This window comes from Pseudomonas sp. BBP2017 (assembly GCF_003024385.1).
In the GTDB taxonomy this organism is placed as follows: domain Bacteria; phylum Pseudomonadota; class Gammaproteobacteria; order Pseudomonadales; family Pseudomonadaceae; genus Aquipseudomonas.
On sequence record NZ_PVZN01000014.1, the window covers coordinates 62,728 to 88,009 of the forward strand.

At 60.9% G+C, this 25,282-nt stretch carries 22 protein-coding genes; 1 reads left to right on the forward strand and 21 read right to left on the reverse strand.

Going from position 1 to position 25,282, the window contains the following annotated elements; all coding sequences use genetic code 11:
* Positions 1 to 12: 12 nt before the first annotated feature.
* From nuoL to C6382_RS17235, 21 genes are all read right to left on the reverse strand, one after another.
* The gene (gene nuoL, locus C6382_RS17135) at positions 13 to 1,866 is read right to left on the reverse strand and encodes an NADH-quinone oxidoreductase subunit L (protein WP_107025566.1); all 1,854 of its coding nucleotides are present in this window, start codon (positions 1,864 to 1,866) and stop codon (positions 13 to 15) included.
* Positions 1,863 to 2,171, reverse strand: coding sequence for an NADH-quinone oxidoreductase subunit NuoK (gene nuoK / locus C6382_RS17140; protein ID WP_107025567.1), 309 nt, complete (start codon positions 2,169 to 2,171; stop codon positions 1,863 to 1,865). The genes nuoL and nuoK overlap by 4 nt, the downstream gene beginning before the upstream one ends.
* Before the next feature lie 4 nt (positions 2,172 to 2,175).
* Positions 2,176 to 2,676 (reverse strand): NADH-quinone oxidoreductase subunit J, encoded by a 501-nt coding sequence (gene nuoJ / locus C6382_RS17145; protein WP_107025568.1) that lies wholly within the window; start codon positions 2,674 to 2,676, stop codon positions 2,176 to 2,178.
* A 9-nt stretch (positions 2,677 to 2,685) separates the two neighbouring features.
* Positions 2,686 to 3,234, reverse strand: a complete 549-nt coding sequence (gene nuoI, locus C6382_RS17150; RefSeq protein ID WP_009400993.1) for an NADH-quinone oxidoreductase subunit NuoI — start codon at positions 3,232 to 3,234, stop codon at positions 2,686 to 2,688.
* 11 nt (positions 3,235 to 3,245) lie between these two features.
* Positions 3,246 to 4,253: an NADH-quinone oxidoreductase subunit NuoH gene (nuoH, locus tag C6382_RS17155; protein WP_107025569.1), complete on the reverse strand. Its 1,008-nt coding sequence runs from the start codon at positions 4,251 to 4,253 to the stop codon at positions 3,246 to 3,248.
* Complete coding sequence (gene nuoG, locus C6382_RS17160; RefSeq protein ID WP_107025570.1) at positions 4,250 to 6,964, reverse strand: NADH-quinone oxidoreductase subunit NuoG; 2,715 nt, start codon at positions 6,962 to 6,964, stop codon at positions 4,250 to 4,252. The genes nuoH and nuoG overlap by 4 nt, the downstream gene beginning before the upstream one ends.
* 131 nt (positions 6,965 to 7,095) lie before the next feature.
* Entirely contained in the window at positions 7,096 to 8,475 is a 1,380-nt protein-coding gene (gene nuoF, locus C6382_RS17165) for an NADH-quinone oxidoreductase subunit NuoF (RefSeq protein ID WP_107025571.1), read from the reverse strand.
* A complete protein-coding gene (gene nuoE / locus C6382_RS17170; protein ID WP_045188416.1) occupies positions 8,472 to 8,969 on the reverse strand; it encodes an NADH-quinone oxidoreductase subunit NuoE in 498 nt (165 codons plus the stop codon). The genes nuoF and nuoE overlap by 4 nt, the downstream gene beginning before the upstream one ends.
* 2 nt (positions 8,970 to 8,971) lie before the next feature.
* Positions 8,972 to 10,753, reverse strand: a complete 1,782-nt coding sequence (gene nuoC / locus C6382_RS17175; protein ID WP_107025572.1) for an NADH-quinone oxidoreductase subunit C/D — start codon at positions 10,751 to 10,753, stop codon at positions 8,972 to 8,974.
* A 78-nt stretch (positions 10,754 to 10,831) separates the two neighbouring features.
* Positions 10,832 to 11,509, reverse strand: a complete 678-nt coding sequence (locus C6382_RS17180) for an NADH-quinone oxidoreductase subunit B (protein ID WP_107025573.1) — start codon at positions 11,507 to 11,509, stop codon at positions 10,832 to 10,834.
* A gap of 10 nt (positions 11,510 to 11,519) precedes the next feature.
* Entirely contained in the window at positions 11,520 to 11,933 is a 414-nt protein-coding gene (locus C6382_RS17185) for an NADH-quinone oxidoreductase subunit A (protein ID WP_010220397.1), read from the reverse strand.
* A 358-nt stretch (positions 11,934 to 12,291) separates the two neighbouring features.
* The gene (locus C6382_RS17190; RefSeq protein ID WP_107025574.1) at positions 12,292 to 12,954 is read right to left on the reverse strand and encodes a lysoplasmalogenase; all 663 of its coding nucleotides are present in this window, start codon (positions 12,952 to 12,954) and stop codon (positions 12,292 to 12,294) included.
* 178 nt (positions 12,955 to 13,132) lie between these two features.
* Complete coding sequence (gene aceA / locus C6382_RS17195) at positions 13,133 to 14,458, reverse strand: isocitrate lyase (protein WP_107025575.1); 1,326 nt, start codon at positions 14,456 to 14,458, stop codon at positions 13,133 to 13,135.
* Positions 14,459 to 14,946: 488 nt separating this feature from the next.
* The gene (locus C6382_RS17200; RefSeq protein ID WP_256589125.1) at positions 14,947 to 15,681 is read right to left on the reverse strand and encodes a secretin N-terminal domain-containing protein; all 735 of its coding nucleotides are present in this window, start codon (positions 15,679 to 15,681) and stop codon (positions 14,947 to 14,949) included.
* Positions 15,682 to 15,803: 122 nt separating this feature from the next.
* Positions 15,804 to 16,238 (reverse strand): GNAT family N-acetyltransferase, encoded by a 435-nt coding sequence (locus C6382_RS17205; RefSeq protein WP_107025577.1) that lies wholly within the window; start codon positions 16,236 to 16,238, stop codon positions 15,804 to 15,806.
* Positions 16,231 to 17,397 (reverse strand): cupin domain-containing protein, encoded by a 1,167-nt coding sequence (locus C6382_RS17210; RefSeq protein WP_107025578.1) that lies wholly within the window; start codon positions 17,395 to 17,397, stop codon positions 16,231 to 16,233. The genes C6382_RS17205 and C6382_RS17210 overlap by 8 nt, the downstream gene beginning before the upstream one ends.
* Before the next feature lie 82 nt (positions 17,398 to 17,479).
* Positions 17,480 to 18,850 carry an adenylosuccinate lyase gene (gene purB / locus C6382_RS17215; RefSeq protein ID WP_107025579.1) on the reverse strand — a complete coding sequence of 457 codons (1,371 nt, stop codon included), beginning with the start codon at positions 18,848 to 18,850 and terminating at the stop codon, positions 17,480 to 17,482.
* A 178-nt stretch (positions 18,851 to 19,028) separates the two neighbouring features.
* A complete protein-coding gene (hflD, locus tag C6382_RS17220; RefSeq protein ID WP_107025580.1) occupies positions 19,029 to 19,649 on the reverse strand; it encodes a high frequency lysogenization protein HflD in 621 nt (206 codons plus the stop codon).
* Positions 19,649 to 20,770: a tRNA 2-thiouridine(34) synthase MnmA gene (gene mnmA / locus C6382_RS17225; protein ID WP_107025581.1), complete on the reverse strand. Its 1,122-nt coding sequence runs from the start codon at positions 20,768 to 20,770 to the stop codon at positions 19,649 to 19,651. The genes hflD and mnmA overlap by 1 nt, the downstream gene beginning before the upstream one ends.
* A gap of 70 nt (positions 20,771 to 20,840) precedes the next feature.
* Positions 20,841 to 21,281, reverse strand: a complete 441-nt coding sequence (locus tag C6382_RS17230; protein ID WP_107025582.1) for an NUDIX hydrolase — start codon at positions 21,279 to 21,281, stop codon at positions 20,841 to 20,843.
* Positions 21,282 to 21,374: 93 nt separating this feature from the next.
* Entirely contained in the window at positions 21,375 to 23,600 is a 2,226-nt protein-coding gene (locus C6382_RS17235) for an NADP-dependent isocitrate dehydrogenase (protein ID WP_107025583.1), read from the reverse strand.
* A gap of 407 nt (positions 23,601 to 24,007) precedes the next feature.
* Here C6382_RS17235 and icd point away from each other — a divergent pair, with 407 nt between their 5' ends.
* Entirely contained in the window at positions 24,008 to 25,264 is a 1,257-nt protein-coding gene (icd, locus tag C6382_RS17240; protein WP_107025584.1) for an NADP-dependent isocitrate dehydrogenase, read from the forward strand.
* The last annotated feature ends 18 nt before the right edge of the window (positions 25,265 to 25,282 follow it).

Sequence of the window (25,282 nt, forward strand, 5' to 3'; positions counted from 1 at the left end):
GCAAGGTTCATATCAGATCGCAGCCATTACAACGGCGCCGAGCACAAGCACGGCACCTACGGCGATCGACGCGGTGTACCAGCGCAGCTGACCGGTTTCGGTTTTGCTCATGGCGGCATGACCGCCTTTTGCCATACGCGGAATCAGGCCAATACTGCGGTCAACCGGATCCTTGCGCAGGATGTGGGCGATCAGCAGGTAAGGTTTGACGAACAGCTTGTCGTAGATCCAGTCGAAGCCCCAGGCGGCGAACCACCAGGCCGACAGCACACGACCGATGCCGCTGCCCGCGATCGCAGTCACCAGACGACGCTTGCCGAGGAACAGCACCGCGGCCAGGAGGATACCGGCAATGGCGATGGCGCCCGAGGCGATTTCCAGGCTGTGCTTGGCTTCGCCGCCGGCATGGCCGACGCTTTGCGGCAGGACACCGGCCAGTGGCGGATGAATCCAGGCACCGACGAAGGTCGACAGTACGATCAGTACGCCCAGCGGCAGCCAGTGGGAGATCCCGTGGCCAGCGTGAGCTTCGGTTTTGGCTTCGCCGTGGAAGGCAATGAAGATCAGGCGGAAGGTGTACAGCGAAGTCATAAAAGCACCGACCAGACCGGCATATAGCAGACCGTTGTTGCCGCTGGCGAAGGCTTCCCAAAGGATCTCGTCCTTGGAGTAGAAACCGGCAGTCAGCAGCGGCAGGGCAGCCAGAGCGGCACCACCGACGATAAAGCTGGCGTAGGCCAGTGGCAGTTTCTTCCACAGGCCGCCCATCTTGAAGATGTTCTGCTCGTGGTGGCAGGCAACGATCACCGCACCGGAGGCAAGGAACAGCAGGGCCTTGAAGAAGGCGTGGGTCATCAGGTGGAAGATCGCGCCTTCCCAGGCACCAACGCCAAGGGCCAGGAACATGTAGCCGATCTGGCTCATGGTCGAGTAGGCGAGGATACGCTTGATGTCGGTTTGAACCAGCGCCGCGAAGCCGGCCAGCACCAGGGTCACACCGCCAACCACACCGACCAGGTGCAGAATGTCAGGGGCCAGGGCGAACAGGCCGTGGGTACGGGCGATCAGGTAGACACCGGCGGTTACCATGGTTGCGGCGTGGATCAGTGCCGAAACCGGGGTAGGGCCGGCCATCGCGTCCGCAAGCCAGGTCTGCAGCGGCAGCTGTGCCGATTTACCGACCGCACCACCGAGCAGCATCAGGGTGGCCAGAACCATCCAGAAATCACCGGCCTGGAACTTCTGCGGCGCCAGTACCAGCAGCTCTTGCACGTTCAGGGTGCCGAGCTGGGCGAACAGAATGAACAGGCCGATGGCCATGAACACGTCGCCGATACGGGTGACGATGAAGGCTTTGAGTGCGGCGTTACCGTTGTTGCGGTTGCTGTAGTAGAAACCGATCAACAGGTAAGAACACAGGCCCACGCCTTCCCAACCGAAGTAGATGAACAGCAGGTTGTCGCCCAGCACCAGGAACAGCATGCTGGCGATGAACAGGTTGGTGTAGGCGAAGAAGCGCGAATAGCCGGCTTCACCACGCATGTACCAGGACGCGAACAGGTGGATCAGGAAGCCGACACCAGTGACCACGCCGAGCATGGTGATCGACAGACCATCCACGTACAGGGTGAAGTTTGGCGCAAAGCCGTCCACCGACATCCACTGCCACAGCAGTTGGCTGTACGCACCGCCTTGCGGCGGTGCGACGTTGAACTGCCAGATCACGTAGGCGGCCACGGCGGCCGAGAGGCCCACCGAACCGACGCCGACCAGCGCCGATAGGTTCTCGGACCAGCGACCGCGTGAGAACGACAGCAGCAAGAAGCCGATCAGGGGGAATAGGAACGTCAGAAAGATAAGGTTCATCCGCGCATCTCACTGGCTGCATCGATGTCGAGAGTGTGGAAGCGGCGATACAGCTGCAGCAGGATCGCCAGGCCAATACTGGCCTCGGCGGCTGCCAGGCTGATCACCAGGATGAACATGATCTGTCCATCCGGCTGCGCCCAACGGCTACCGGCGACGATGAACGCCAGTGCCGAGGCGTTCATCATGATTTCCAGGCTCATCAACACGAAAAGAATGTTGCGGCGCACCATCAGGCCGACCAGGCCGAGGCAGAACAGGATGCCGGCGACTGCCAGCCCATGCTCGAGAGGAATTGCAGTCATGTGATTACTCCTTCGCCTCGTTGCGGCCGAGGTGGAAAGCCGTCACCGCTGCGGCGAGCAGCAGCATCGAGGCCAGTTCCACCACCAGCAGGTAAGGACCATACAGGCTGATGCCGACGGCCTTGGCGTCGACCGTGGTGTGGCCGATGCCGGCACCACTTTCGTTGCCAAACAGCACGTACAGCAACTCAAGCAGCAGCAGCGCGGCGAGGACCACTGGTCCCAGCCAGATACCCGGCTTGAGCCAGCCACGTTCCTGGGCGACCGAAGCCGGCCCGAGGTTGAGCATCATCACCACGAAGACGAACAGCACCATGATGGCGCCAGCGTAGGCGATCACTTCCAGGACACCGGCGAACGGAGCGCCGAGGGCGAAGAAGGTCATCGCCACGGAGATCAGCGAAATGATCAGGTAGAGCAGGGCGTGCACGGGGTTGGTGTTGGTGATCACCCGAAGGGTGGACACCACAGCAACACCGGATGCGAAATAGAAAGCGAATTCCATCTTTCTTCCTTAAGGGAGCAAGCTCTTCACGTTGATCGGCTCGGCTTCGTTCTGCGCGGCACCTTTCGGCTTGCCGGCAACAGCCATACCTGCAACACGGTAGAAGTTGTAGTCAGGGTTCTTGCCGGGGCCGGAGATCAGCAGATCTTCTTTCTCGTACACCAGATCCTGACGTTTGAACTCGGCCATTTCGAAATCCGGCGTCAGCTGGATCGCGGTGGTCGGGCAGGCTTCCTCGCAGAGGCCGCAGAAAATGCAACGGGAGAAGTTGATACGGAAGAACTCCGGGTACCAACGACCGTCTTCTGTTTCGGCTTTCTGCAGCGAGATGCAACCGACCGGGCAAGCCACGGCACACAGGTTGCACGCTACACAGCGCTCTTCGCCATCCGGGTCGCGGGTCAGGACGATGCGGCCACGGTAGCGTGGCGGCAGGTAGACTGGCTCTTCGGGGTACTGCAGGGTGTCACGTTTGCGAAAACCGTGAGAGAACACCATCACCAGGCTGCGCAGCTGGGTGCCTGTGCCCTTAACGATGTCGCCAATATACTTGAACATGGGTCAAATCCTCACTGGGCCGCAACAGCTGGCGTGTTGAGCAACACGAGCGCAGCGGTCACCAGCAAATTGATCAGGGTCAGCGGCAGGCAGAACTTCCAGCCGAAGTCCATCACCTGGTCATAGCGCGGGCGCGGGATCGAGGCGCGCAGCAGGATGAACAGCATGATGAAGAACGCGGTCTTCAGGGCGAACCAGATGAACGGGATCTGCGGCAGGATGCCGAACGGACCGTGCCAGCCACCGAAGAACAGGGTTACCAGCAGCGCCGATACCAGGATGATGCCGATGTACTCACCGACGAAGAACATGCCCCATTTCATGCCGGCATATTCAATGTGGTAGCCGTCGGCCAGTTCCTGTTCTGCTTCCGGCTGGTCGAACGGGTGACGGTGAGTCACGGCGACGCCAGCGATGAAGAAGGTGCAGAAACCGAAGAACTGCGGAATGATGAACCACAGGTTCTGGGCCTGGTAGTCAACGATGTCGCGCATGTTGAACGAGCCGGCCTGGGCAACGATACCCATCAGCGCCAGGCCCATGAACACTTCGTACGACACAGTCTGGGCCGAGGCCCGCAGGCTGCCGAGCAGGGCGTACTTGTTGTTCGACGACCAACCGGCGAACAGTACCGCGTACACCGACAGACCGGCCATGGCGAAGAAGAACAGCACGCCGATGTTCAGGTCCGCGACACCCCAGGTCGGGGTGATCGGGATGATGGCGAAGGCGATCAGCAAGGCACTCATGGCCACGACCGGCGCCAGGGTGAAGATCATCTTGTCGACGAAGGGCGGGTTCCAGTCTTCCTTGAAGAACATCTTCAGCATGTCGGCTGCAATCTGGAACATGCCGAACGGGCCGACGCGGTTCGGACCGTAACGGTCCTGCCACCAGCCCAGCAGACGCCGCTCGACAAAGCTGAGCAGCGCACCGCAGACCACCACGGCCAGCAGGATAACGACGGCCTTGACGACAGTAATGATCACGTCGATCACTTCAGGGGTGAACCAGGTCATTGTGCTGCCTCCTGCAGGCCTTCGACGGATGCACCGAAGATGGCAGGCGGGATGCCGGCCAGGCCTTTGGGCAGGGCAACCAGGCCTGCGCCCAGTTCTTCATTGATGCGCAATGGCAGACGCAGGGTCTGGCCTGCCACGTTCAAGCTGAGCATCGCACCTTCGTTGACGCCCAGACGGTCGGCTTCGGACTTGGCCAGGCCCACATAGGCCTGCGGGATGCGCTCTTGTACTGGGGCGGCGCGCGAGGAGTTCTCTTCGCTACCGAACAGGTGGTAGAACGGCACGACCTGCCAGGTACCACGGGCCGGGGAGAAGGCTGCCGGTACGCTGGCGAACCAGTTCAGCTTGTCGCCCTCGGTTTCGATCAGGCGGGTGCCTGGGTCGCCTGCACGCAGGTGACCACCGACCTCGTCCTGGAACTTGTTCCAGGCTTGCGGCGAGTTCCAGCCCGGAGACCAGGCGAACGGCACTTGCGAACGCGGTTCGGCCGAACCCGAGTAACCTTCCATGGAGAAGGCGAAGGCGCTGTCTTTGTCTTGCGGGGTCCGCGGCTCGTGCACGCTGATGTTGGCGCGCATTGCGGTGCGGCCGGAGTAGCGCAGCGGCTCACGCGCAAGCTTCATGCCCTTGATGCGGAACGACGCGGACGGCGCGGCGTTGACGATACCCGACAGTTGCGGTGCGGCAGAGGCGCAAGCGCTGGTAACGTGGTCCAGTTGGGTCCAGTCCACCGGCTTGTTGAGCAGGGTTGAACGCAGGGCGTGCATCCAGCGCCAGCCTTCATGAACCAGGATGCTGCTGTCCAGGTAGGTTGGATCGAACACCTGGAAGAAACGCTGGGCACGGCCTTCCTGGCTGACCAGGGTACCGTCGCCTTCGGCGAAGGTGGCGGCTGGCAGTACCAGGTGAGCGCGCTCGACGGTCGCGGTTTTCTGGTGATCGGCGACGATCACCACTTTGGCGGCGGCCAGGGCAGCGTCGACCTTGGCTGCAGGCACGCGGCTGTACAGATCGTTTTCGAGGATGACGATAGCGTCAGCCTTGCCGCTAATCACTGCGTCCAGAGCAGCGTCGACGGACTCGCCACCGAGCATGGCCATACCCAGGCTGTTGGCCTCAGGCACCACCAGGCTCAGGGAACCGTTCTTCTCACGCAGCTTCAGGGCTTTGGCGATGTTGGCGGCGGCTTCGATCAATGCACTGGAGGCCAGCGACGTACCGGCGACCACCAGCGGACGGTTGGCGGCAACCAGGGCATCGGCGATGCGCTTGGCCAGGGCCAGGGCTTCGGCGTCCAGGCCTTCGACAGCTGGCGCGCTCGGGTCGATGGCGTGGGCCACGGCGAAACCGATACGGGCCAGGTCGTCCGGTGCTGCGTGGACGCATTCTTCGGCGACGTCATCGAGCTTGGTTTCGGCCAGGCTGGCGATGAACAGTGGGTACATGGCGTGCTGGCCGATGTTCTTCACTGCAGCATCCAGCCATGGCTGAACACGCATGGCATCGGCCATGGCTTCGGCCTTGCCCTTGACCGACTGGCGCAGGGCCAGGGCCACGCGGGCAGCGGTCTGGGTCAGGTCTTCGCCGAGGACGAACACCGCGTCGTGGTCTTCCATTTCGCGCAGGGTTGGGACCGGCAGCGGGCTGTCGTTGAGGACCTGCAGGGCCAGGCGCACGCGAGCCAGTTCACCGGCTTCCATACCCGAGTAGAAGTGCTCGGCACCGACCAGCTCGCGTAGGCCGTAGTTGCTTTCCAGGCTGGCACGCGGCGAGCCGATACCGACGATGTTGCGACCGCGCAGCATGTCGGCGGCTTTATCCAGCGCCGCGTCCAGGCTCAGCTTGGTGCCATCGGCCAGCAGGGGCTGACGTGGACGGTCTTCGCGGTTGACATAGCCATAGCCGAAACGGCCACGGTCGCAGAGGAAGTACTGGTTGACCGAACCGTTGAAGCGGTTTTCGATGCGGCGCAGTTCGCCGTAACGCTCACCCGGGCTGATGTTGCAACCGCTGGAGCAGCCATGGCAGATGCTCGGGGCGAACTGCATGTCCCATTTACGGTTGTAGCGCTCGGAGTGGGTCTTGTCGGTGAACACACCGGTCGGGCAGACCTCGGTGAGGTTACCGGAGAACTCGCTCTCGAGGGTGCCGTCTTCAACGCGACCGAAGTAGACGTTGTCGTGAGCACCGTACACGCCAAGGTCCGTACCACCGGCGTAGTCTTTGTAGTAACGCACACAGCGGTAGCAGGCGATGCAGCGGTTCATCTCGTGGGCGATGAACGGGCCGAGCTCCTGGTTCTGGTGGGTACGCTTGGTGAAGCGGTAGCGGCGCTCGTTGTGGCCGGTCATTACCGTCATGTCTTGCAGGTGGCAGTGACCGCCTTCCTCACAGACCGGGCAGTCGTGCGGGTGGTTGGTCATCAGCCATTCGACGACGCTGGCGCGAAACGCCTTGGACTCTTCGTCGTCGATGGAAATCCAGGTGCCATCGGTGGCTGGGGTCATGCAGGACATGACGATACGACCGCGGGTGTCGTTCTCGTCGGTGTACTGCTTGACCGCGCACTGGCGGCAGGCGCCGACGCTACCGAGCGCCGGGTGCCAGCAAAAATAGGGGATGTCGAGGCCGAGCGACAGACACGCCTGTAACAGGTTGTCTGCACCGTTGACTTCGAGCGCTTTGCCGTCTACGTGGATAGTGGCCATGGTTCAAAGTTCTTCGTTGGCCCGCGTCTGCGGGCGTGGCTAATGGAAAGCTGTGTGCCTGCGGCCCGCGCAGGGACTACCTGGCGAGCCGTCGAGGCAGCGGGTGGCACGGACCCCCCGCATTTCATTTGTTATGCGCCGACGACTATCGGCCCGGCCGGGATCGGCTTGGCCAGGTTCGGGCGCAAGGCTTCGCTGCCTGTAACAGGTGCGACGCCGGCCTCGAACTCCGGACGGAAATACTTGATGGCACTGCCCAGCGGCTCTACGGCACCCGGTGCGTGAGCACAGAAGGTGCGGCCAGGGCCGAGGAAATTGACCAGGCCCAGCAGGGTCTCGATGTCTTCCGCCTTGCCTTGTCCCTTCTCCAGGGCGCGCAGCATCTTCACGCTCCACGGCAGGCCATCGCGGCACGGGGTGCACCAGCCGCACGACTCGCGGGCGAAGAACTCCTCCATGTTGCGCAGCAGCGAGACCATGTTGATGCTGTCGTCCACCGCCATGGCCAGGCCAGTACCCATGCGGGTGCCGACCTTGGCAATGCCACCGGCATACATCTGTGCATCGAGGTGCTCGGGCAGCAGGAAACCGGTACCGGCGCCGCCAGGCTGCCAGCACTTGAGCTTGTAACCGTCGCGCATGCCGCCGGCGTAGTCTTCGAACAGCTCACGGGCGGTAACGCCAAATGGCAGTTCCCACAGGCCCGGGTTCTTGACCTTGCCGGAGAAGCCCATCAGCTTGGTGCCGTGGTCTTCAGAGCCTTCGCGAGCCAGCGACTTGTACCAGTCGACGCCGTTGCCGACGATGGCCGGCACGTTGCACAGGGTCTCGACGTTGTTGACGCAGGTCGGCTTGCCCCAGACGCCGACAGCGGCCGGGAAGGGCGGCTTGGAGCGTGGGTTGGCGCGGCGGCCTTCGAGGGAGTTGATCAGTGCGGTTTCTTCACCGCAGATGTAACGCCCGGCACCGGTGTGCACGAACAGCTCGAAGTCAAAGCCGCTGCCGAGGATGTTCTTGCCCAAGAGGCCTGCGGCCTTGGCTTCATCGATGGCGCGGTTGAGGTTCTTCGCTGCGGTGGTGTATTCACCACGCAGGAAGATGTAGCCACGGTAGGCCTTCAGCGCACGGGCGCTGATCAGCATACCCTCGACCAGCAGATGGGGCTGTTGCTCCATCAGCATGCGGTCTTTCCAGGTGTTGGGCTCCATTTCATCCGCGTTGCACAGCAGGTAGCGGATGTTCATCGATTCGTCTTTGGGCATCAGGCCCCATTTGACGCCCGTCGGGAAGCCCGCACCGCCACGGCCCTTGAGGCCGGAGTCTTTTACGGTCTGGACGATATCGTCCTGGGACATCTGCGCCAAGGCCTTGCGGGCGGCGCTGTAGCCGTCCTTGGCCTGGTACTCGTCCAGCCAGACCGGCTCGCCGTCGTCGCGCAGGCGCCAGGTCAGCGGATGGGTCTCGGCGCTGCGGGCAATGCGGTTGGCCGGGCCGAAGGAAGTGATGGTCATACGTAACCCTCCAGCAACTTGGAGACGCCAGCAGGCTGGACATCGCCAAAGGTGTCGTCGTCGATCATCAGCGCCGGGGCCTTGTCGCAGTTACCCAGGCAGCACACTGGCAGCAGGGTGAAGCGACCGTCGGCGGTGGTCTGGCCCAGGCCAATACCCAGCTCGCTCTGGATCTGGCTGACCACGGACTCGTGGCCGCCGATGTAGCAGACCATGCTGTCGCACACGCGAATGATGTGCCGGCCAACCGGCTGACGGAAGATCTGACTATAGAAGGTTGCTACGCCTTCGACGTCGCTGGCGGGAATGCCGAGCACTTCGCCGATGGCATAGATGGCGCCGTCCGGCACCCAGCCGCGCTCCTTCTGAACGATCTTCAGGGCTTCGATGGACGCCGCGCGCGGGTCCTCGTAGTGATGCATCTCGTGCTCGATGGCCGAGCGCTCGGTTTCGCTCAGGGCGAAACGGTCGGTTTGGATAAGCGTGTTGTTCATGCTTAGCGGTCCACGTCAGCCATAACGAAGTCGATACTGCCCAGGTACGCAATGAGGTCCGCGACCATGCTGCCGCGGATCACCGAAGGGATCTGCTGCAGGTGCGGGTAGCTCGGGGTGCGAATCCGGGTGCGGTAGCTCATGGTGCCGCCGTCGCTCGTCAGGTAGTAACTGTTGATGCCCTTGGTCGCCTCGATCATCTGGAAGGATTCGTTGGCCGGCATTACCGGGCCCCACGAAACCTGCAGGAAGTGGGTGATCAGGGTTTCGATGTGCTGCAGGGTGCGCTCTTTCGGTGGCGGCGTAGTCAGCGGGTGATCCGCTTTGTACGGGCCTTCCGGCATGTTGCGCAGGCACTGGTCGATGATGCGGATACTCTGGCGCATCTCCTCGACACGGACCATGCAGCGATCGTAGGCATCGCCGTTGTGGGCCAGCGGTACTTCGAACTCGAAGTTCTCGTAGCCGGAGTAAGGGCGGGCTTTGCGCAGGTCGAAGTCCAGACCGGTGGAACGCAGGCCGGCACCGGTGACGCCCCATTCCAGCGCTTCTTTGGTGTTGTACTGGGCAACGCCTATGGTCCGGCCCTTGAGAATGCTGTTCTGCAGGGCTGCCTTGGTGTATTCGTCGAGGCGCTTTGGCAGCCAATCGACAAAGTCTTTCACCAGTTTTTCCCAGCCGCGCGGCAGATCGTGGGCGACGCCACCGATGCGGTACCAGGCCGGGTGCAGACGGAAACCGGTGATGGCTTCGATCACGGTGTAGGCGCGTTGACGGTCGGTAAAGGTGAAGAACACCGGGGTCATCGCGCCGACGTCCTGGATGTAGGTACCCAGGAACAGCAAGTGGCTGGTGATCCGGAAGAACTCGGCGAGCATGATGCGGATCACGTCGACTTTCTGCGGCACCTGAATGCCGGCCAGCTTCTCGACTGCCAATACGTACGGCAGGTTGTTCATTACCCCGCCGAGGTAGTCGATACGGTCGGTGTAGGGAATGAAGCTGTGCCAGGACTGACGCTCGGCCATCTTCTCGGCACCACGGTGGTGGTAACCGATGTCCGGAACGCAGTCGACGATCTCTTCACCGTCCAGCTGCAGGACGATACGGAAGGCACCGTGGGCCGAAGGGTGGTTCGGGCCGAGGTTGAGGAACATGTAGTCCTCGTTGGCGCCAGAACGCTTCATGCCCCAGGCTTCAGGGTTGAAGCGCGCGGCTTCTTCCTCGAGCTGTTGTTTGGCCAGGGTCAGGCTGTACGGATCGAACTCGGTGGCGCGCGCCGGGTAGTCTTTGCGCAGCGGGTGACCTTCCCAGGTCGGCGGCATCATGATCCGGGTCAGGTGCGGGTGGCCGGCGAAATCGATGCCGAACATGTCCCAGACTTCGCGCTCGTACCAGTTGGCGTTCGGCCAGATACCGGTCACGGTCGGCAGGTTCAGGTCGCCTTCGCTCAAGGCCACCTTGATCATCACGTCGCTGTTCCGTTCCACCGAGAGCAGGTGGTAGAACACGCTGAAGTCGGCACCTGGCAGGCCACGGCGCTGGGTGCGCAGACGTTCGTCCACACCATGCAGGTCGTAGAGCATGCTGTACGGTTTGGCGACATTGCGCAGGAAGCTCAGGACTTCCTTGAGTTTGGCACGGGTAACCCAAAGCACCGGCATGCCGGTGCGGGTTTCCTGGGCGACGAACGCCTCGGGGCCAAACTTGTTGTTCAGTTCGACAACCACATCCTGGTCGTCAGCCTTGTAAGGCGGGATATAAATAGCGGTGTCCGCTGTCATGGTCTCGGTCGCTTTCGGTCAACGTAGAGAATGAAGCCAGGCTGCCTGTCGCGCACGCGCAGGCAACAGATAGCTGGATCAGACTTCGTCGGGGCTGCGCAGGTTGGTGACCTGGATGCGCTGTTCACGGCGTTGCTCTTTCTGCGACGGCATCTCGGCACGGTAAATGCCTTGATCACCGACAACCCAGGAAAGAGGACGACGCTCCTGGCCAATCGACTCCTGCAACAACATCAGGCCTTGCAGGAAGGCTTCAGGGCGAGGCGGGCAACCAGGGACATAGACATCCACGGGGAGGAACTTGTCGACCCCCTGAACGACCGAGTAAATGTCGTACATGCCACCGGAGTTGGCGCACGAACCCATGGAGATGACCCACTTGGGTTCAAGCATCTGCTCGTACAGGCGCTGGATGATCGGCGCCATCTTGATGAAGCAGGTACCGGCGACGACCATGAAGTCGGCCTGACGCGGCGATGCCCGGATGACTTCGGCGCCGAAGCGGGCGATGTCGTGGGGTGCCGTGAAAGCCGTGGTCATTTCCACGTAGCAGCAGGAGAGGCCGAAGTTGTAAGGCCACAGGGAGTTTTTACGCCCCCAGTTGACCGCGCCACTGAGCACATCTTCAAGTTTGCCCATGAAGATGTTCTTGTGGACCTGGTCCTCTAGCAGCGAATCGGAGACGGTTTCCCGCTCTCCGATTGGATATTGCTCGTTGGGAGCATCCGGGTCGATTCTGGTGAGATTGTATTGCATTGCCAAAGCCTCATTGTTTCAGCTTCGCTTGCCGCTTGCGACGACCTTCGGGAGCCCAATCAAGTGCCCCGACGCGCCAAAGGTAGACAAGACCTGCCAACAGAATTGCTATGAAAACGAGAGCTTCGACGAATCCGGTCCAGCCGCTTTCGCGGACGGACACAGACCATGCAAAGAGAAAGAGGGCTTCGATATCGAAAATCACGAAGAGCATCGCGACCAGATAGAATTTGGCTGACAGGCGCAAGCGTGCGCCGCCAGTAGGCAGCATGCCGGACTCGAAGGGTTCGTTCTTGCTGCGGCCCCAGGCCTTGCTGCCGAGCAGGGCGGACAGACCGAGCATGAAGGCGCACAGGCCAACGACACCCAAAAGGAAAATGGCAAAGCCCCAGTTGTGGGCGATGAGTCCTGTCGAATCGGGCATGCTGAAAATCCTTATACAGAGACCAGTCTCTGCGGCTTGGAAAGTAGTAAAGCAGTGACGATATGTCGCAGCGGAATCTATCGTGCTGATTTTATGGGTAAACCCGGTGCAAGTAAAATTTCTGCAGCAAATTTATTCGTAGGATTAAGAACAAAAATCTTTCGTAACTCGCTGCAGGCCGCATGGGGCGGGCATTGTCTCGGGTTTTGTTAATTATGTTTCTTGCAATGCGTAATGAATGCGCAATATCGAAATGATAATCGGTATCATTTATTGGTGTGCAATTCGTCCTACTGTTCAGGTCAACTACAAAGTTGTGCGACATTGGCGTTACCTGCAAGTTTTCAGGCCCTGTGTTTTAACCGAATTTATCCTGGCCTGCCGCGGTCTGGATCAAGGTTTTTGCTGGTCGGCTGGTGTAGGCCGAGGCGGCAATTGCCCACTGTCCCAGCCAATAGGCGAGGATGATCAGGTAGGGCGCGGCCTGGAACTGTCCGACAAAGCGGTCGATGCCGATCAGGCTGTCGGAAAATACGAAGGCGATGGCGCCCAGCGCGGCAATGCCACCACAGGCCAGGGCGCGCCAGAGCATGGCGCTAATGGCCAGGGCGTACACCGTTACCGGGATCAGCAGCTCGCCCAGGCCATGACTGATCAGCAAAGACAGCAATGCCATGCCAACAATCAGCGAGATGGTCAGGGCCCAGATCGCCGGTAGCCGCGTTTCGCTCAGGTAGCCGCGCAGGTAGGCCAGGTGTGCGCAGAGGAAGGCCGCCAGGCCGAACACGAACAGATCGCCAGGCACGGCCAAAAGGATGTCACCCAGAAGCGAGAAGCCCAGGCCGATCATGATCCAGCGCCGGTAGCGGGAGGGTGCGGCGGTGCAGAGCCAGTCAATCAGGGCCAGCACCGGAATCGGTTTGACCGCAAGGCCGAGCAGGGCATCCTCGCTGGCCAGGGCATATATATAGAAGGTTGCGCCCAGTAGTGCCAGGAAGAGCAGGGTGAAGGGGCGGAACATGGCCAGTCCTTGGTGTTGTTGTGCACCTAGCATAGCCAATGGGGAATTATAGGAAAGTGCCGAATCGGCCGAATCGAGGGGCGCTGTGTGGGCTGGCTGCCACAGAAAACAAAACCCGGAGCCCCATCACAGGCTCCGGGTTTTGACTGTTACCCGAATTTCAGCAACCGATCACTGATCAGTGGAACTGCTCTTCTTCAGTCGAGCCGGTCAGTGCGGTTACCGAAGACTTGCCACCCTGGATCACGGTGGTCATGTCGTCGAAGTAGCCAGTGCCGACTTCTTGCTGGTGGGCCACGAAGGTGTAGCCTTTCGAGGCGTCAGCGAACTCTTGTTCCTGCAGTTTCACGTAGGCGGTCATGTCGTTGCGGGCGTAGTCGTGCGCCAGGTTGAACATGCCGTGCCACATGTTGTGAATACCGGCCAGGGTGATGAACTGGTGCTTGTAGCCCATGGCCGACAGTTCGCGCTGGAACTTGGCGATGGTCGCGTCGTCCAGGTTCTTCTTCCAGTTGAAAGAAGGCGAGCAGTTGTAGGACAGGATCTGGTCCGGGTATTCCTTCTTGATCGCTTCGGCGAAGCGACGGGCTTCGTCCAGGTCCGGCTTGGCGGTTTCGCACCAGATCAGGTCGGCGTACGGGGCGTAGGCCAGGCCGCGAGCAATGGCTTGGTCGAGGCCGGCACGTACCTTGTAGAAACCTTCCTGGGTGCGCTCGCCCACCACGAATGGCTGGTCGTACGGGTCGCAGTCGCTGGTCAGCAGGTCTGCGGCGTTGGCATCGGTACGGGCCAGGATGATGGTCGGTACGCCAGCAACGTCAGCAGCCAGGCGGGCAGCGCTGAGCTTCTGTACGGCTTCCTGAGTTGGCACCAGTACCTTGCCGCCCATGTGACCGCATTTTTTCACTGAGGCCAGTTGGTCTTCGAAGTGAACGCCGGCAGCGCCTGCTTCGATCATGTTCTTCATCAGCTCGTAGGCGTTCAGGACGCCGCCGAAACCGGCTTCAGCGTCAGCCACGATCGGCGCGAAGTAGTCGATGTAGCCGTCGTCACCTGGGTTCTTGCCGGCTTTCCACTGGATCTGGTCGGCGCGACGGAACGAGTTGTTGATGCGCTTGACCACGGTTGGAACCGAGTCCACCGGGTACAGCGACTGGTCTGGGTACATGGACTCAGCCGAGTTGTTGTCGGCGGCCACTTGCCAGCCGGACAGGTAGATCGCCTGGATACCGGCTTTAACCTGTTGTACCGCCTGGCCGCCGGTCAGGGCGCCCATGCAGTTGACGAAATCTTTTTCCGGGCGGAAGGCCGGGTGTGCACCCTGGGTGACCAGCTTCCACAGCTTCTCGGCACCCATGCGGGCCAGGGTGTGCTCAGGCTGGACCGAGCCACGCAGACGTACGACATCGGCGGCGGTGTAGGTACGGGTCACGCCTTTCCAGCGCGGGTTCTCGGCCCAGTCTTTTTCGAGGGCTGCAATTTGCTGTTCGCGTGTCAGTGCCATGGAAATAAACCTCGTCGCATCGGTCTTGGGTAAAAATTCTCGCTCACACAGCGCAGATCAGAAGCCTGGCGTAAGTCATGTTCAGCGAAAGTTGCGACGGTCGAACGATGGGCTCGAAGAGAGGAAGTGAGCAGGCGTTGGCGGGTTTTCGCTGCAGGGTGGCTCGTGGTTGCCGAATTGCAGTGAACAGTGCTGCCGGGTGCCTTTTGATGCGCTTCCGTCCCTCGGGACAACTTCGTTCCAGTCGCAATCTCGTCAAACTGCCTTGTGGGCTGTACAGACACGAGTCGGCTCAGGTGGGTAGGTTAGAGCGCGGCTCGAAGGCCCTTGCCAGGGCCTCTGATTAGCGGGAGCGGGGCCATCATGCCTCGACGGTTTGAGGTCGTCAAATGTTTTGTAGTGCTTTTTTCAATCCACTACATCTTTGGTCTAATACGACTCACCAGTCAGTTCCGAGGCCTTTGGTCGAGGCCTTGATTTGTCTGGGTTCAGTCCAATGCGTCGACTTTTACCCGCAAAGTCATGTTCTCGCCGCGCTGAGTGCTGTAACTGAGGGCTGAAGCACTGCGTTCGGACTGGCTCTGCTGGTTGACACCGGCGAGGGTGATCCATTCACCGAGCTTGCCGCTGACTTTTGTGTCGGTACTTTGAACCTTCACTACATCAGGGCGTTCCAGACTCATACGGTCATTGTTGGTGCTGATGCTCAGGTTAACAGCGTCGCCGCTGACGCTTGCAGTGACGTAAAAGCCCTGAGTGACGTTGCGGTATTCGGTGTCACTTTGCACACGGCCAAAGCCATCGGTGCTGGTGCTGGTGATTGGAATACTCTGGCCGACCTGGATCAGTGCCGGGCTGCCTTCGGTGGCTTGTACCTGCTGCAGGCCACCGTCACGGTTGGCGGTGCCGTAGCGGATGACGCGGGCGTTGCCGCGGTTATCCTGGAAGTTGCTGTCGTTGTTGTCGACGCTGATCATCAGGCGTCGTGGTGCAGTATCCAGTTGTTGCAGCAGGGTACGCAGGTCGTCGATGCGCTCGGAGTCGGCGTTGACGATCAGCTTGTTTTCAAAGGCACTGACGCTGCCATTCTTGCCGATGAACGATTGTGCAGTGGGGAGCAGTTCGGCGCTGGTGCGGTGGTTCAGCGGCAGGACTTCAGTGGCGGCCAGCGCACTCAGGCTGAACGACAGAAGCAGGGAGGCAAGTAGGGGGCGTAGCGGCATGTCCATGATCTCCGCGGGTGGAGTGGACATGATGGCAAATTTGTAGGGGTTTTGCTGGGTTCATCGCGGGGCAAGCCCGCCCACCAGGGCCGGTGGGAGCGGGCTTGCCCCGCGATGGGTAGTCAGGCCAGTTCGCGCGATTCGCGAACCATGTCCACGTGCGGAATGCCCGCTTCGAGGAATTCTTCGCTGACCACCTTGAAGCCAAGGCGCTCGTAGAACGGCGTAGCCTGCACCTGGGCGCTGAGCATTTGCTGCTTGAGGTCGCGGTTCTGTGCTTCGACGATAACCGCCTGCATCAGCGCATCGCCGACTTTCAGGCCGCGCCAGTCCTTGAGTACCGATACCCGACCAATCTGGCCGTCGGCCAGCAGGCGGGCTGTGCCGATGGCGTAGTCGCCTTCCAGGGCGAGGAAGTGCACGGCGCTGTCGTCGTCGGCATCCCACTCCAGTTCTGGCGGTACGCATTGTTCGGCGATGAACACGGCTTCGCGGATGCGGCGGATGTCGGCGTTGTCTTTGTGCCAGTCGGCGAGGCGGACCCGGATCTTATTCATTGGCAAACCCCAAGCTTCCTTGTTTGACCAGTTCGCAGATCAAGGTAATGCCTTGGTCGTTTTCAAGCCACTGCTCAAGGTTCTCAATATGCAAGGCATCGGCGGCGCAGATCAGTTTCAGCAATTCGCGCAGGTCACCTGGCAGCAGACGGCTCTGACCGCTGGCGAACAGCAGCAGGTTGTCATCGACTTCCGACCAGGCCAGGCGGGCGCTCGGGTTGCGGATCAGGATCGCGCCCTGGGCCAGGCTCTCGATCAGTTCTGCTTCGTCCAGCGGTTCGCCGCTGACCAGTTCCGGGTAGCGTGGCTCGGTCATGAACTGGCCGAACCAGGTCAGCAGCAGACGTTCGTCGCCCATGTGCTCGCTCAGCAGGTTCTTCAGGCGGCCGAGGGCATCGTGCTGGATCTGGTGCGGGTCGCCGACCGGCTGGGCGTCGGCGTCGGTGTAGCGCTCTTCGTCAGGCAGGAACTGGCTGAGGAAGTCGGTGAAGTGGGTCAGTACTTCAGCGGCGCTTGGTGCGCGGAAGCCCACCGAGTAGGTCAGGCAGTCGTCTTCGGCGATGCCGTAGTGGGCCAGGCGCGGCGGCAGGTAAAGCATGTCGCCCGGTTCCAGGGTCCACTCTTCGCTTTGCTCGAACTCAGCCAGGATGCGCAAATCGGCGTGCTCGAGCAGCGGGCTGTCGCTGTCGCACATCTGGCCGATTTTCCAGTTGCGCTTGCCCTGGCCTTGCAGCAGGAACACATCGTAGTTGTCGAAGTGCGGACCGACGCTGCCACCTGGAGCGGCGAAGCTGATCATGACGTCGTCGATGCGCCAGCTCGGCAGGAAGCGGAAGTGTTCCAGTAGTTCGTGGACTTCGGGCACAAACTGGTCCACCGCCTGCACCAGCAGGGTCCAGTCACGCTCGGGCAGGGTGCTGAAGGTGTCCTCTTCGAATGGGCCGCGACGCAATTCCCATGGACGCTCGCCGTGTTCGATGACCAGGCGCGATTCGACTTCTTCTTCAAGGGCCAGGCCGGCCAGTTCGTCGGCGTCGATCGGGCTTTCGAAGTCGGTGAAGGCCTGGCGCACCAGCAGAGGTTTTTTCTGCCAGTAGTCGCGCATGAATTCGCGGGCAGTGAGGCCGCCCAGAAGCTGCAGAGGAGTATCAGGATTCATGTGTAACCTATTGAAAAAAAGTAATTTTCTTTCGGTAATAAAAACGCCCGGCTGAGCCGGGCGTTAACGCGCAGGGCGCAGATTAGATGCGTTTGGCTTGAGCCGCAGCGTTACCGATGTAGGAGGCCGGGGTCAGCTTTTTCAGCTCCGCGCGGGCTTCGGCCGGCATGTCCAGGCCATCGATGAAGGTCAGCAGTGCTTCTGGGCTGATACCTTTGCCACGGGTCAGCTCCTTGAGCTTCTCGTACGGGTTCTCGATGTCGTAGCGGCGCATAACGGTCTGGATTGGCTCGGCCAGGACTTCCCAGCAGGCGTCCAGGTCTTCGGCGATGCGGGCTTCGTTGATTTCCAGCTTGCTGATGCCTTTGAGGCTGGCCTCGTAGGCGATCACGCTGTGAGCGAAACCGACGCCCAGGTTACGCAGCACGGTAGAGTCGGTCAGGTCGCGCTGCCAGCGCGAGATCGGCAGCTTGCTGGCCAGGTGCTGGAACAGTGCGTTGGCGATACCCAGGTTGCCTTCGGAGTTTTCGAAGTCGATCGGGTTGACCTTGTGCGGCATGGTCGAGGAGCCGATTTCGCCAGCGATGGTGCGCTGTTTGAAGTAACCCAGGGAGATGTAGCCCCAGATATCGCGGTCGAAGTCGATCAGGATGGTGTTGAAGCGGGCGATAGCGTCGAACAGCTCGGCGATGTAGTCGTGCGGCTCGATCTGCGTGGTGTACGGGTTGAACACCAGGCCCAGTTCGTCTTCGATGAAGGCGCGGGCGTTGGCTTCCCAGTCGATCTGCGGATAGGCCGACAGGTGGGCGTTATAGTTGCCCACGGCGCCGTTGATCTTGCCCAGCAGCGGGACCGCAGCGACCTGAGCGATCTGGCGCTCAAGGCGATAGACAACGTTGGCCAGCTCTTTACCCAGGGTGGTCGGCGACGCCGGTTGGCCGTGGGTGCGCGACAGCATTGGTACGTCGGCGAAACGGTGAGCCAGCTCACGGATGGCCTGGGCGATCTGGCGCATCAGCGGCAACAGAACGGTATCGCGGCCTTCACGCAGCATCAGGGCGTGGGACAGGTTGTTGATGTCTTCGCTGGTGCAGGCGAAGTGGATGAACTCGCTGACCTTGGCCAGTTCCGGCAGCTTGGCAGCCTGCTCTTTGAGCAGATACTCAATGGCTTTGACGTCGTGGTTGGTGGTGCGCTCGATTTCTTTCACGCGCTCGGCGTGCTCGAGGGCGAACTCATCGGCCAGACCATTGAGCAGCGCATTGGCTTCGGCGGAAAACGCTGGAACTTCAGCGATTTGCGGATGAGCGGCGAGGCGCTGCAACCAGCGAACCTCGACCATGGCGCGGAAACGGATCAGGCCGTATTCGCTGAAAATAGGGCGCAGGGCCTGGGTTTTGCCGGCATAACGGCCGTCAACAGGGGAAACCGCAGTGAGCGAGGAAAGCTGCATGGGGTGTTCTCGGACAGTCAGGCTTTGAAGAGGGCGCATATCATACATGAAAAACGCGCCCGGGTCGGGTGGCTGACCAATGGTCTGCCGGTAATTCTGTGTGTTTTTTCGCGGGGCAAGCCCGCTCCCACAGCGATCACCTTTTGCCTGCGGGAGCGGGCTTGCCTCGCGATGGCTATCAGCCACGCAGCATCGGATACAGCTCTTTGAGCAATCTGCGCCGGCTAACTACCAACTGCCAGCGATGCCCGCCCAGCTGCCGCCACAGGCGCGCGGCACGAATGCCGGCGAGCAACAGGGCGCGGATCTTCGAGGCGTTGCTTGGCTGTTGCAGGTGGCGCATGTCGCCGTGTACCTGAATGCGCTGGCGCAAGGTACTCAAGGTGTCCTGATACAGGGCACCGCTGGAGGCGATGACGTTCTCGTGCACCAGACCGAAATGCTCAGCCTGGGACTGGATCTGTGGCAGTCGATTGCCGATCACATCAAGCATATCGCCGCGCTTGGCCAATTGGCGCTCAAGGCCAAGCATCGACAGCGCGTAGCGCAGCGGTTCGCGCTGCAGGCTGCCCGGGTCGCGCTCCAGGGCGCTGGCCAGGGCGCGGTAGCCGTCGCGCAGGTTCAGGTCGTCGCCGCCGAACACCTCCAGGGTGTCCTTGGGGTCGCGCACCAGCAGGCTGCCGAGCATGCAGCCCAGGTTTGCCTCGCTGGCCTGGCCGGTGCGGGCGATGCGATCCACCAGTACCGCGGCCTGGAACACGCCACCGAGGGCGATCAACTGCTCTTGAATCGAGCTCATCAGCGTGCGCTCCACGGCTCGGCCGTTTCGATCACGCCGCCGCCCAGGCAGATTTCACCGTCATAAAACACCACCGACTGGCCTGGGGTCACAGCCCTCTGCGGCTCGTCGAATACGGCGCGGTAGCCGCTGGCGGTCAGCTCCAGGGTGCAGTCCTGATCACTCTGGCGGTAACGCACCTTGGCGGTCAGGCGCAGTGGGCTGGACAGGTCGATCGGGTTGACCCAGAAGATCTCCGACGCGAGCAAGGCGCGGGAAAACAGCCACGGATGTTCATTGCCCTGTCCAACTACCAGCACGTTGCGGGTGAGGTCTTTTTCCAGCACGTACCACGGCTCGTCGCCGGCGTCCTTGAGGCCGCCGATGCCCAGGCCCTGGCGCTGGCCGATGGTGTGATACATCAGGCCGTGATGGCGACCGATTACTTCGCCTTCAGTGGTCTGGATTTCACCAGGCTGTGCTGGCAGGTACTGCTTGAGGAAATCGCTGAAGCGGCGTTCACCGATAAAGCAGATGCCGGTTGAGTCTTTCTTCTTCGCTGTGGCCAGGCCGTGTTTCTCGGCAATGGCGCGTACTTCAGGCTTTTCCAGTTCACCAACCGGGAACAGGGTGCGGGCAATTTCCTTGCCGCCGACAGCGTGCAGGAAGTAGCTCTGATCCTTGTTCGGGTCCAGGCCCTTGAGCAGTTCGGTGCGACCGTCAGTGTCGCGGCGGCGCACATAGTGACCGGTGGCGATCAGGTCGGCGCCGAGCATCAGGGCGTAGTCGAGGAACGCCTTGAACTTGATTTCGCGGTTGCACAGGATGTCCGGGTTCGGCGTGCGGCCGGCCTTGTACTCGGCCAGGAAATGTTCGAAGACGTTGTCCCAGTATTCGGCAGCAAAGTTGGCGGTATGCAGCTTGATGCCAATGCGGTCGCACACGGCCTGAGCGTCGGCGAGGTCTTCGCGGGCGGTGCAGTATTCGGTGCCGTCGTCCTCTTCCCAGTTCTTCATGAACAGGCCTTCCACCTGGTAGCCCTGCTCCATCAGCAGGAGGGCGGAGACGGAAGAGTCCACGCCGCCGGACATGCCGACAATAACGCGTGTCTTTTCGGGTTCGTAAAGTGCTGGACTGGTCATAGGTACCGGCTGTGTATCTGGAAAAAGACAACGATTCTATCAGGCTGTGGCCTTCAAGGCATCGTCACTGTCAGTCGCGGATCAAGGCCAGGCTGTGCAGCGGGCCGGACAGGTAGTCGTCGATACAGCGGGGCACTAGCTCGCTGCGCCAGCGTGCGGGGTCTGCCAGTAGCTCCTCGCGGGTTAGCCATACGGCGCGGACGATATCGCTGTCCAGGGTACGCTCGGGGTGGTGCTTGAGCGTGTGGGCGGCGAAGCACACGCGCTGGTAGGTCACGCCATTGCTCGGGGCGGTATAGAGGTAGATGCCAACCATGCCGGTCAATTCGACTTCCCAGGCGGTTTCTTCGAGGGTTTCACGGCGGGCGGCGTCGAGCAGGCTCTCGTTGGCTTCCAGGTGTCCGGCGGGCTGGTTGAAGACGTGTTTACCGGCTTTGAATTCCTCGACCATGAGGAAGCGGCCCTGGTCTTCGACGATGGTGGCGACGGTGATGTGCGGTTGCCAGGTCATGCGGTCGGTCCTGTGTTTGTATCGCGGGGCAAGCCCGGAAAAGCAGAAGCCCCGGTGCGTGGCCGGGGCTTCCGTTGTTACCTCAAGCGAACCTTACAGTGCGGCAACCGCGCTGTTGAAGGTCTGGCTTGGGCGCATCACTTTGCTGGTCAGCTCGGCATCCGGGTAGTAGTAACCACCGATTTCAGCCGGCTTGCCCTGAACGGCGTTGAGTTCGGCGACGATGGTCGCTTCGTTCTCGGCCAGGGCTTTTGCCAGTGGGGCGAAGCGCGCCTGCAGGGCAGCGTCGTCGCTCTGTGCAGCCAGTGCCTGGGCCCAGTACAGGGTCAGGTAGAAGTGGCTGCCACGGTTGTCGATACCGCCAACCTTGCGCGCAGGGGACTTGTTGGTGTCCAGGAACTGGCCGGTGGCCTGGTCCAGGGTCGCCGCCAGTACCTTGGCTTTCGGGTTGGCGTAGGCAGTGCCCAGGTGCTCCAGGGAGGCGGCCAGGGCCAGGAATTCGCCCAGCGAATCCCAGCGCAGGAAGTTCTCTTCGACCAGTTGCTGTACGTGTTTCGGTGCCGAGCCGCCAGCGCCGGTTTCGAACAGGCCGCCGTTGTTCATCAGTGGCACGATCGACAGCATCTTGGCGCTGGTACCCAGCTCCATGATCGGGAACAGGTCGGTCAGGTAGTCGCGCAGTACGTTACCGGTTACCGAGATGGTGTCCTGGCCAGCACGGATGCGCTGCAGGGAAACCTTCATGGCCTCGACAGGCGACAGGACACGGATGTCCAGACCAGCGGTGTCGTGGTCTTTCAGGTACTTCTGAACCTTCTCGATCAGCACGCCGTCGTGGGCGCGCTGTGGGTCGAGCCAGAACAGCGCCGGGGTGTTGCTGGCGCGGGCGCGGTTGACGGCCAGTTTGACCCAGTCCTGGATCGGCGCGTCTTTAACCTGGCACATGCGGAAGATGTCGCCGGCTTCGACTTCCTGCGACAGCAGCAGGTTGCCCTTGCCGTCAACCACACGGATCACACCGTCGGCCTTGGCCTGGAAGGTCTTGTCGTGCGAGCCGTACTCTTCGGCTTTCTGCGCCATCAGGCCAACGTTCGGTACGCTGCCCATGGTGGTCGGATCGAAGGCGCCGTGCTGCTTGCAGTCGTCGATAACGGCCTGATAGATGGTCGCGTAGCAACGATCCGGGATCACGGCCTTGGTGTCTTGCAGCTGGCCTTCGGTGTTCCACATCTTGCCCGAGTCGCGGATCATCGCCGGCATCGAGGCGTCGACGATGACGTCGCTTGGCACGTGCAGGTTGGTGATGCCCTTGTCGGAGTTGACCATGGCCAGCGCCGGACGCACGTCGTAGACGGCTTTGACGTCAGCTTCGATCTGCGCCTGCTGTTCAGCTGGCAGCGCCTTGATACGGGCATACAGGTCGCCGATACCGTTGTTCAGGTTGAAACCAATCTGCTCCAGTACGTCGGCGTGCTTGTTCAGCGCGTCCTGGTAGTACTCGGCAACGATCTGGCCGAACATGATCGGGTCGGAGACCTTCATCATGGTGGCTTTCAGGTGTACCGACAGCAGTACGCCCTTGGCCTTGGCATCTTCGATTTCAGCGGCGATGAACTTGCGCAGGGCTTTGGTGCTCATCACTGCGCAGTCGATGATCTCGCCGGCTTTTACCGAGGTTTTTTCTTTCAGAACGGTGGTGGTGCCGTTCTTGTCCAGCAGTTCGATGCGCAGGCTGTCATCGGCTTCGATCAGCGCGGCTTTCTCGCTGCCGTAAAAGTCGCCCTGGCTCATGTGTGCCACGTGGGACTTGGAGTCGGCAGCCCAGGCGCCCATTTTGTGCGGGTGCTTGCGTGCGTAGTTCTTGACCGACAGCGGTGCGCGGCGGTCGGAGTTGCCTTCGCGCAGAACCGGGTTTACGGCGCTGCCCTTGATGCGGTCGTAGCGAGCCTTGGCTTCTTTCTCGGCATCGGTAGCGGCGGCTTCAGGGTAGTCAGGAACGTTGAAGCCTTTGGCTTGCAGTTCCTTGATCGCGGCCTTGAGCTGCGGGACCGAGGCGCTGATGTTCGGCAGCTTGATGATGTTGGCTTCTGGCGTGGTTGCCAGTTGGCCCAGTTCTGCCAGGTGGTCGGCCACTTGCTTGTCGGCGCCGAGCTGTTCAGGGAAGGCAGAAAGGATGCGGCCGGCCAGAGAGATGTCCCGGGTTTCTACGGCGATGTCGGCACAAGCGGTGAAGGCTTCGACGATGGGGAGCAGTGAATAGGTGGCGAGGGCAGGGGCTTCGTCGGTGAAGGTGTAGATGATCTTGGATCGGGTGGGCATATTCGGGTTAACTCTCTGTTTTGCTGAGCGTGCGCAGAATCTCGAAGTGCGCAGGGTAGGCGCTTCGCTCAGACACATCTATGAGCAGAAGGTCGAGGGTTCTGTGCGGTGATGGTGGATTGCATCAGTCGAGTGTCAAGCGGCTGAACTGCGGTAACAGCCCAGTCAGGTCGGGGTCGCGTTGCAGACGGTTCGCCCCAGTGACCCTTTGGTCACCGGCGGAGTATATCAAATCCTTGGTCGTAATCATCAAGACCAACGTGTAACAGCGGCTTTTTTAGACCAAAGATGTAGGCGCTATGGCCCCAATTTGGTGCATGTACGGCCATGGTTCCCGTTACCGTGCAACTGGGGTACGCTCTGGGGCATCCAGATGACGTACCACACCAAAAAAAACGGAGTGCAGCATGGGATACCAGAAAATCAAGGTTCCGGCAGTCGGCGACAAAATCACCGTCAATGCGGACCATTCTCTCAATGTTCCTGATAATCCGATCATCCCGTTCATCGAAGGCGACGGCATCGGCGTAGACGTCAGTCCCGTCATGATCAAAGTGGTCGATGCTGCTGTAGAGAAGGCCTATGGGGGTAGGCGCAAGATTTCCTGGATGGAAGTCTACGCCGGTGAAAAGGCCACCCAGGTGTATGACCAGGACACCTGGCTGCCCCAGGAAACCCTGGATGCGGTCAAAGATTACGTCGTCTCCATCAAAGGTCCGCTGACCACCCCGGTCGGCGGAGGTATTCGCTCCCTTAACGTTGCCCTGCGCCAGCAACTGGACCTGTATGTCTGCCTGCGTCCTGTGGTGTGGTTCCAGGGTGTGCCAAGTCCGGTGAAAAGGCCGGGTGACGTCGACATGGTGATCTTTCGCGAAAACTCCGAAGACATTTATGCCGGTATCGAATGGAAGGCCGGGTCGCCCGAGGCGACCAAGGTCATCAAGTTCCTCAAAGAGGAAATGGGCGTCACCAAGATCCGCTTTGACCAGGATTGCGGTATCGGCATCAAGCCGGTTTCCAAGGAAGGCACCCAGCGCCTGGTGCGCAAGGCCCTGCAGTATGTAGTGGACAACGACCGCAAGTCGCTGACCATCGTGCACAAGGGCAACATCATGAAGTTCACCGAAGGTGCCTTCAAGGATTGGGGCTACGAAGTGGCCAAGAACGAATTCGGTGCCGAGCTGCTCGATGGCGGGCCGTGGATGAAGTTCAAGAACCCGAAAACCGGTCGTGAAGTCATCGTCAAGGACGCCATCGCTGACGCCATGCTCCAGCAGATCCTGCTGCGCCCTGCCGAATACGATGTGATTGCCACTCTCAACCTCAACGGTGATTACCTCTCCGATGCCCTGGCGGCAGAAGTGGGGGGTATCGGTATTGCGCCGGGTGCCAACCTGTCCGACACCGTGGCCATGTTCGAAGCCACCCATGGTACCGCGCCGAAATACGCCGGCAAGGATCAGGTCAACCCGGGCTCGGTGATTCTTTCGGCTGAAATGATGCTGCGTCACTTGGGCTGGACCGAGGCGGCTGATCTGATCATCAAGGGTACCAATGGTGCCATCGCTGCCAAGACGGTGACCTATGATTTCGAGCGCCTGATGGACGGCGCGACGCTGGTCAGCAGCTCCGGTTTTGGTGAGGCGCTGATTAAACACATGTAATCAACACAAAAAACCGGC

What these genes read in the sequence shown, in the direction of transcription:
- nuoL (WP_107025566.1), bottom strand. Translation starts at nt 1,866, where the DNA reads ATGAACCTTATCTTTCTGACGTTCCTATTCCCCCTGATCGGCTTCTTG.
- nuoK (WP_107025567.1), bottom strand. Translation starts at nt 2,171, where the DNA reads ATGACTGCAATTCCTCTCGAGCATGGGCTGGCAGTCGCCGGCATCCTG.
- nuoJ (WP_107025568.1), bottom strand. Translation starts at nt 2,676, where the DNA reads ATGGAATTCGCTTTCTATTTCGCATCCGGTGTTGCTGTGGTGTCCACC.
- nuoI (WP_009400993.1), bottom strand. Translation starts at nt 3,234, where the DNA reads ATGTTCAAGTATATTGGCGACATCGTTAAGGGCACAGGCACCCAGCTG.
- nuoH (WP_107025569.1), bottom strand. Translation starts at nt 4,253, where the DNA reads ATGACCTGGTTCACCCCTGAAGTGATCGACGTGATCATTACTGTCGTC.
- nuoG (WP_107025570.1), bottom strand. Translation starts at nt 6,964, where the DNA reads ATGGCCACTATCCACGTAGACGGCAAAGCGCTCGAAGTCAACGGTGCA.
- nuoF (WP_107025571.1), bottom strand. Translation starts at nt 8,475, where the DNA reads ATGACCATCACTTCCTTCGGCCCGGCCAACCGCATTGCCCGCAGCGCC.
- nuoE (WP_045188416.1), bottom strand. Translation starts at nt 8,969, where the DNA reads ATGAACAACACGCTTATCCAAACCGACCGTTTCGCCCTGAGCGAAACC.
- nuoC (WP_107025572.1), bottom strand. Translation starts at nt 10,753, where the DNA reads ATGACAGCGGACACCGCTATTTATATCCCGCCTTACAAGGCTGACGAC.
- C6382_RS17180 (WP_107025573.1), bottom strand. Translation starts at nt 11,509, where the DNA reads ATGCAATACAATCTCACCAGAATCGACCCGGATGCTCCCAACGAGCAA.
- C6382_RS17185 (WP_010220397.1), bottom strand. Translation starts at nt 11,933, where the DNA reads ATGCCCGATTCGACAGGACTCATCGCCCACAACTGGGGCTTTGCCATT.
- C6382_RS17190 (WP_107025574.1), bottom strand. Translation starts at nt 12,954, where the DNA reads ATGTTCCGCCCCTTCACCCTGCTCTTCCTGGCACTACTGGGCGCAACC.
- aceA (WP_107025575.1), bottom strand. Translation starts at nt 14,458, where the DNA reads ATGGCACTGACACGCGAACAGCAAATTGCAGCCCTCGAAAAAGACTGG.
- C6382_RS17200 (WP_256589125.1), bottom strand. Translation starts at nt 15,681, where the DNA reads ATGCCGCTACGCCCCCTACTTGCCTCCCTGCTTCTGTCGTTCAGCCTG.
- C6382_RS17205 (WP_107025577.1), bottom strand. Translation starts at nt 16,238, where the DNA reads ATGAATAAGATCCGGGTCCGCCTCGCCGACTGGCACAAAGACAACGCC.
- C6382_RS17210 (WP_107025578.1), bottom strand. Translation starts at nt 17,397, where the DNA reads ATGAATCCTGATACTCCTCTGCAGCTTCTGGGCGGCCTCACTGCCCGC.
- purB (WP_107025579.1), bottom strand. Translation starts at nt 18,850, where the DNA reads ATGCAGCTTTCCTCGCTCACTGCGGTTTCCCCTGTTGACGGCCGTTAT.
- hflD (WP_107025580.1), bottom strand. Translation starts at nt 19,649, where the DNA reads ATGAGCTCGATTCAAGAGCAGTTGATCGCCCTCGGTGGCGTGTTCCAG.
- mnmA (WP_107025581.1), bottom strand. Translation starts at nt 20,770, where the DNA reads ATGACCAGTCCAGCACTTTACGAACCCGAAAAGACACGCGTTATTGTC.
- C6382_RS17230 (WP_107025582.1), bottom strand. Translation starts at nt 21,281, where the DNA reads ATGACCTGGCAACCGCACATCACCGTCGCCACCATCGTCGAAGACCAG.
- C6382_RS17235 (WP_107025583.1), bottom strand. Translation starts at nt 23,600, where the DNA reads ATGCCCACCCGATCCAAGATCATCTACACCTTCACCGACGAAGCCCCT.
- icd (WP_107025584.1), top strand. Translation starts at nt 24,008, where the DNA reads ATGGGATACCAGAAAATCAAGGTTCCGGCAGTCGGCGACAAAATCACC.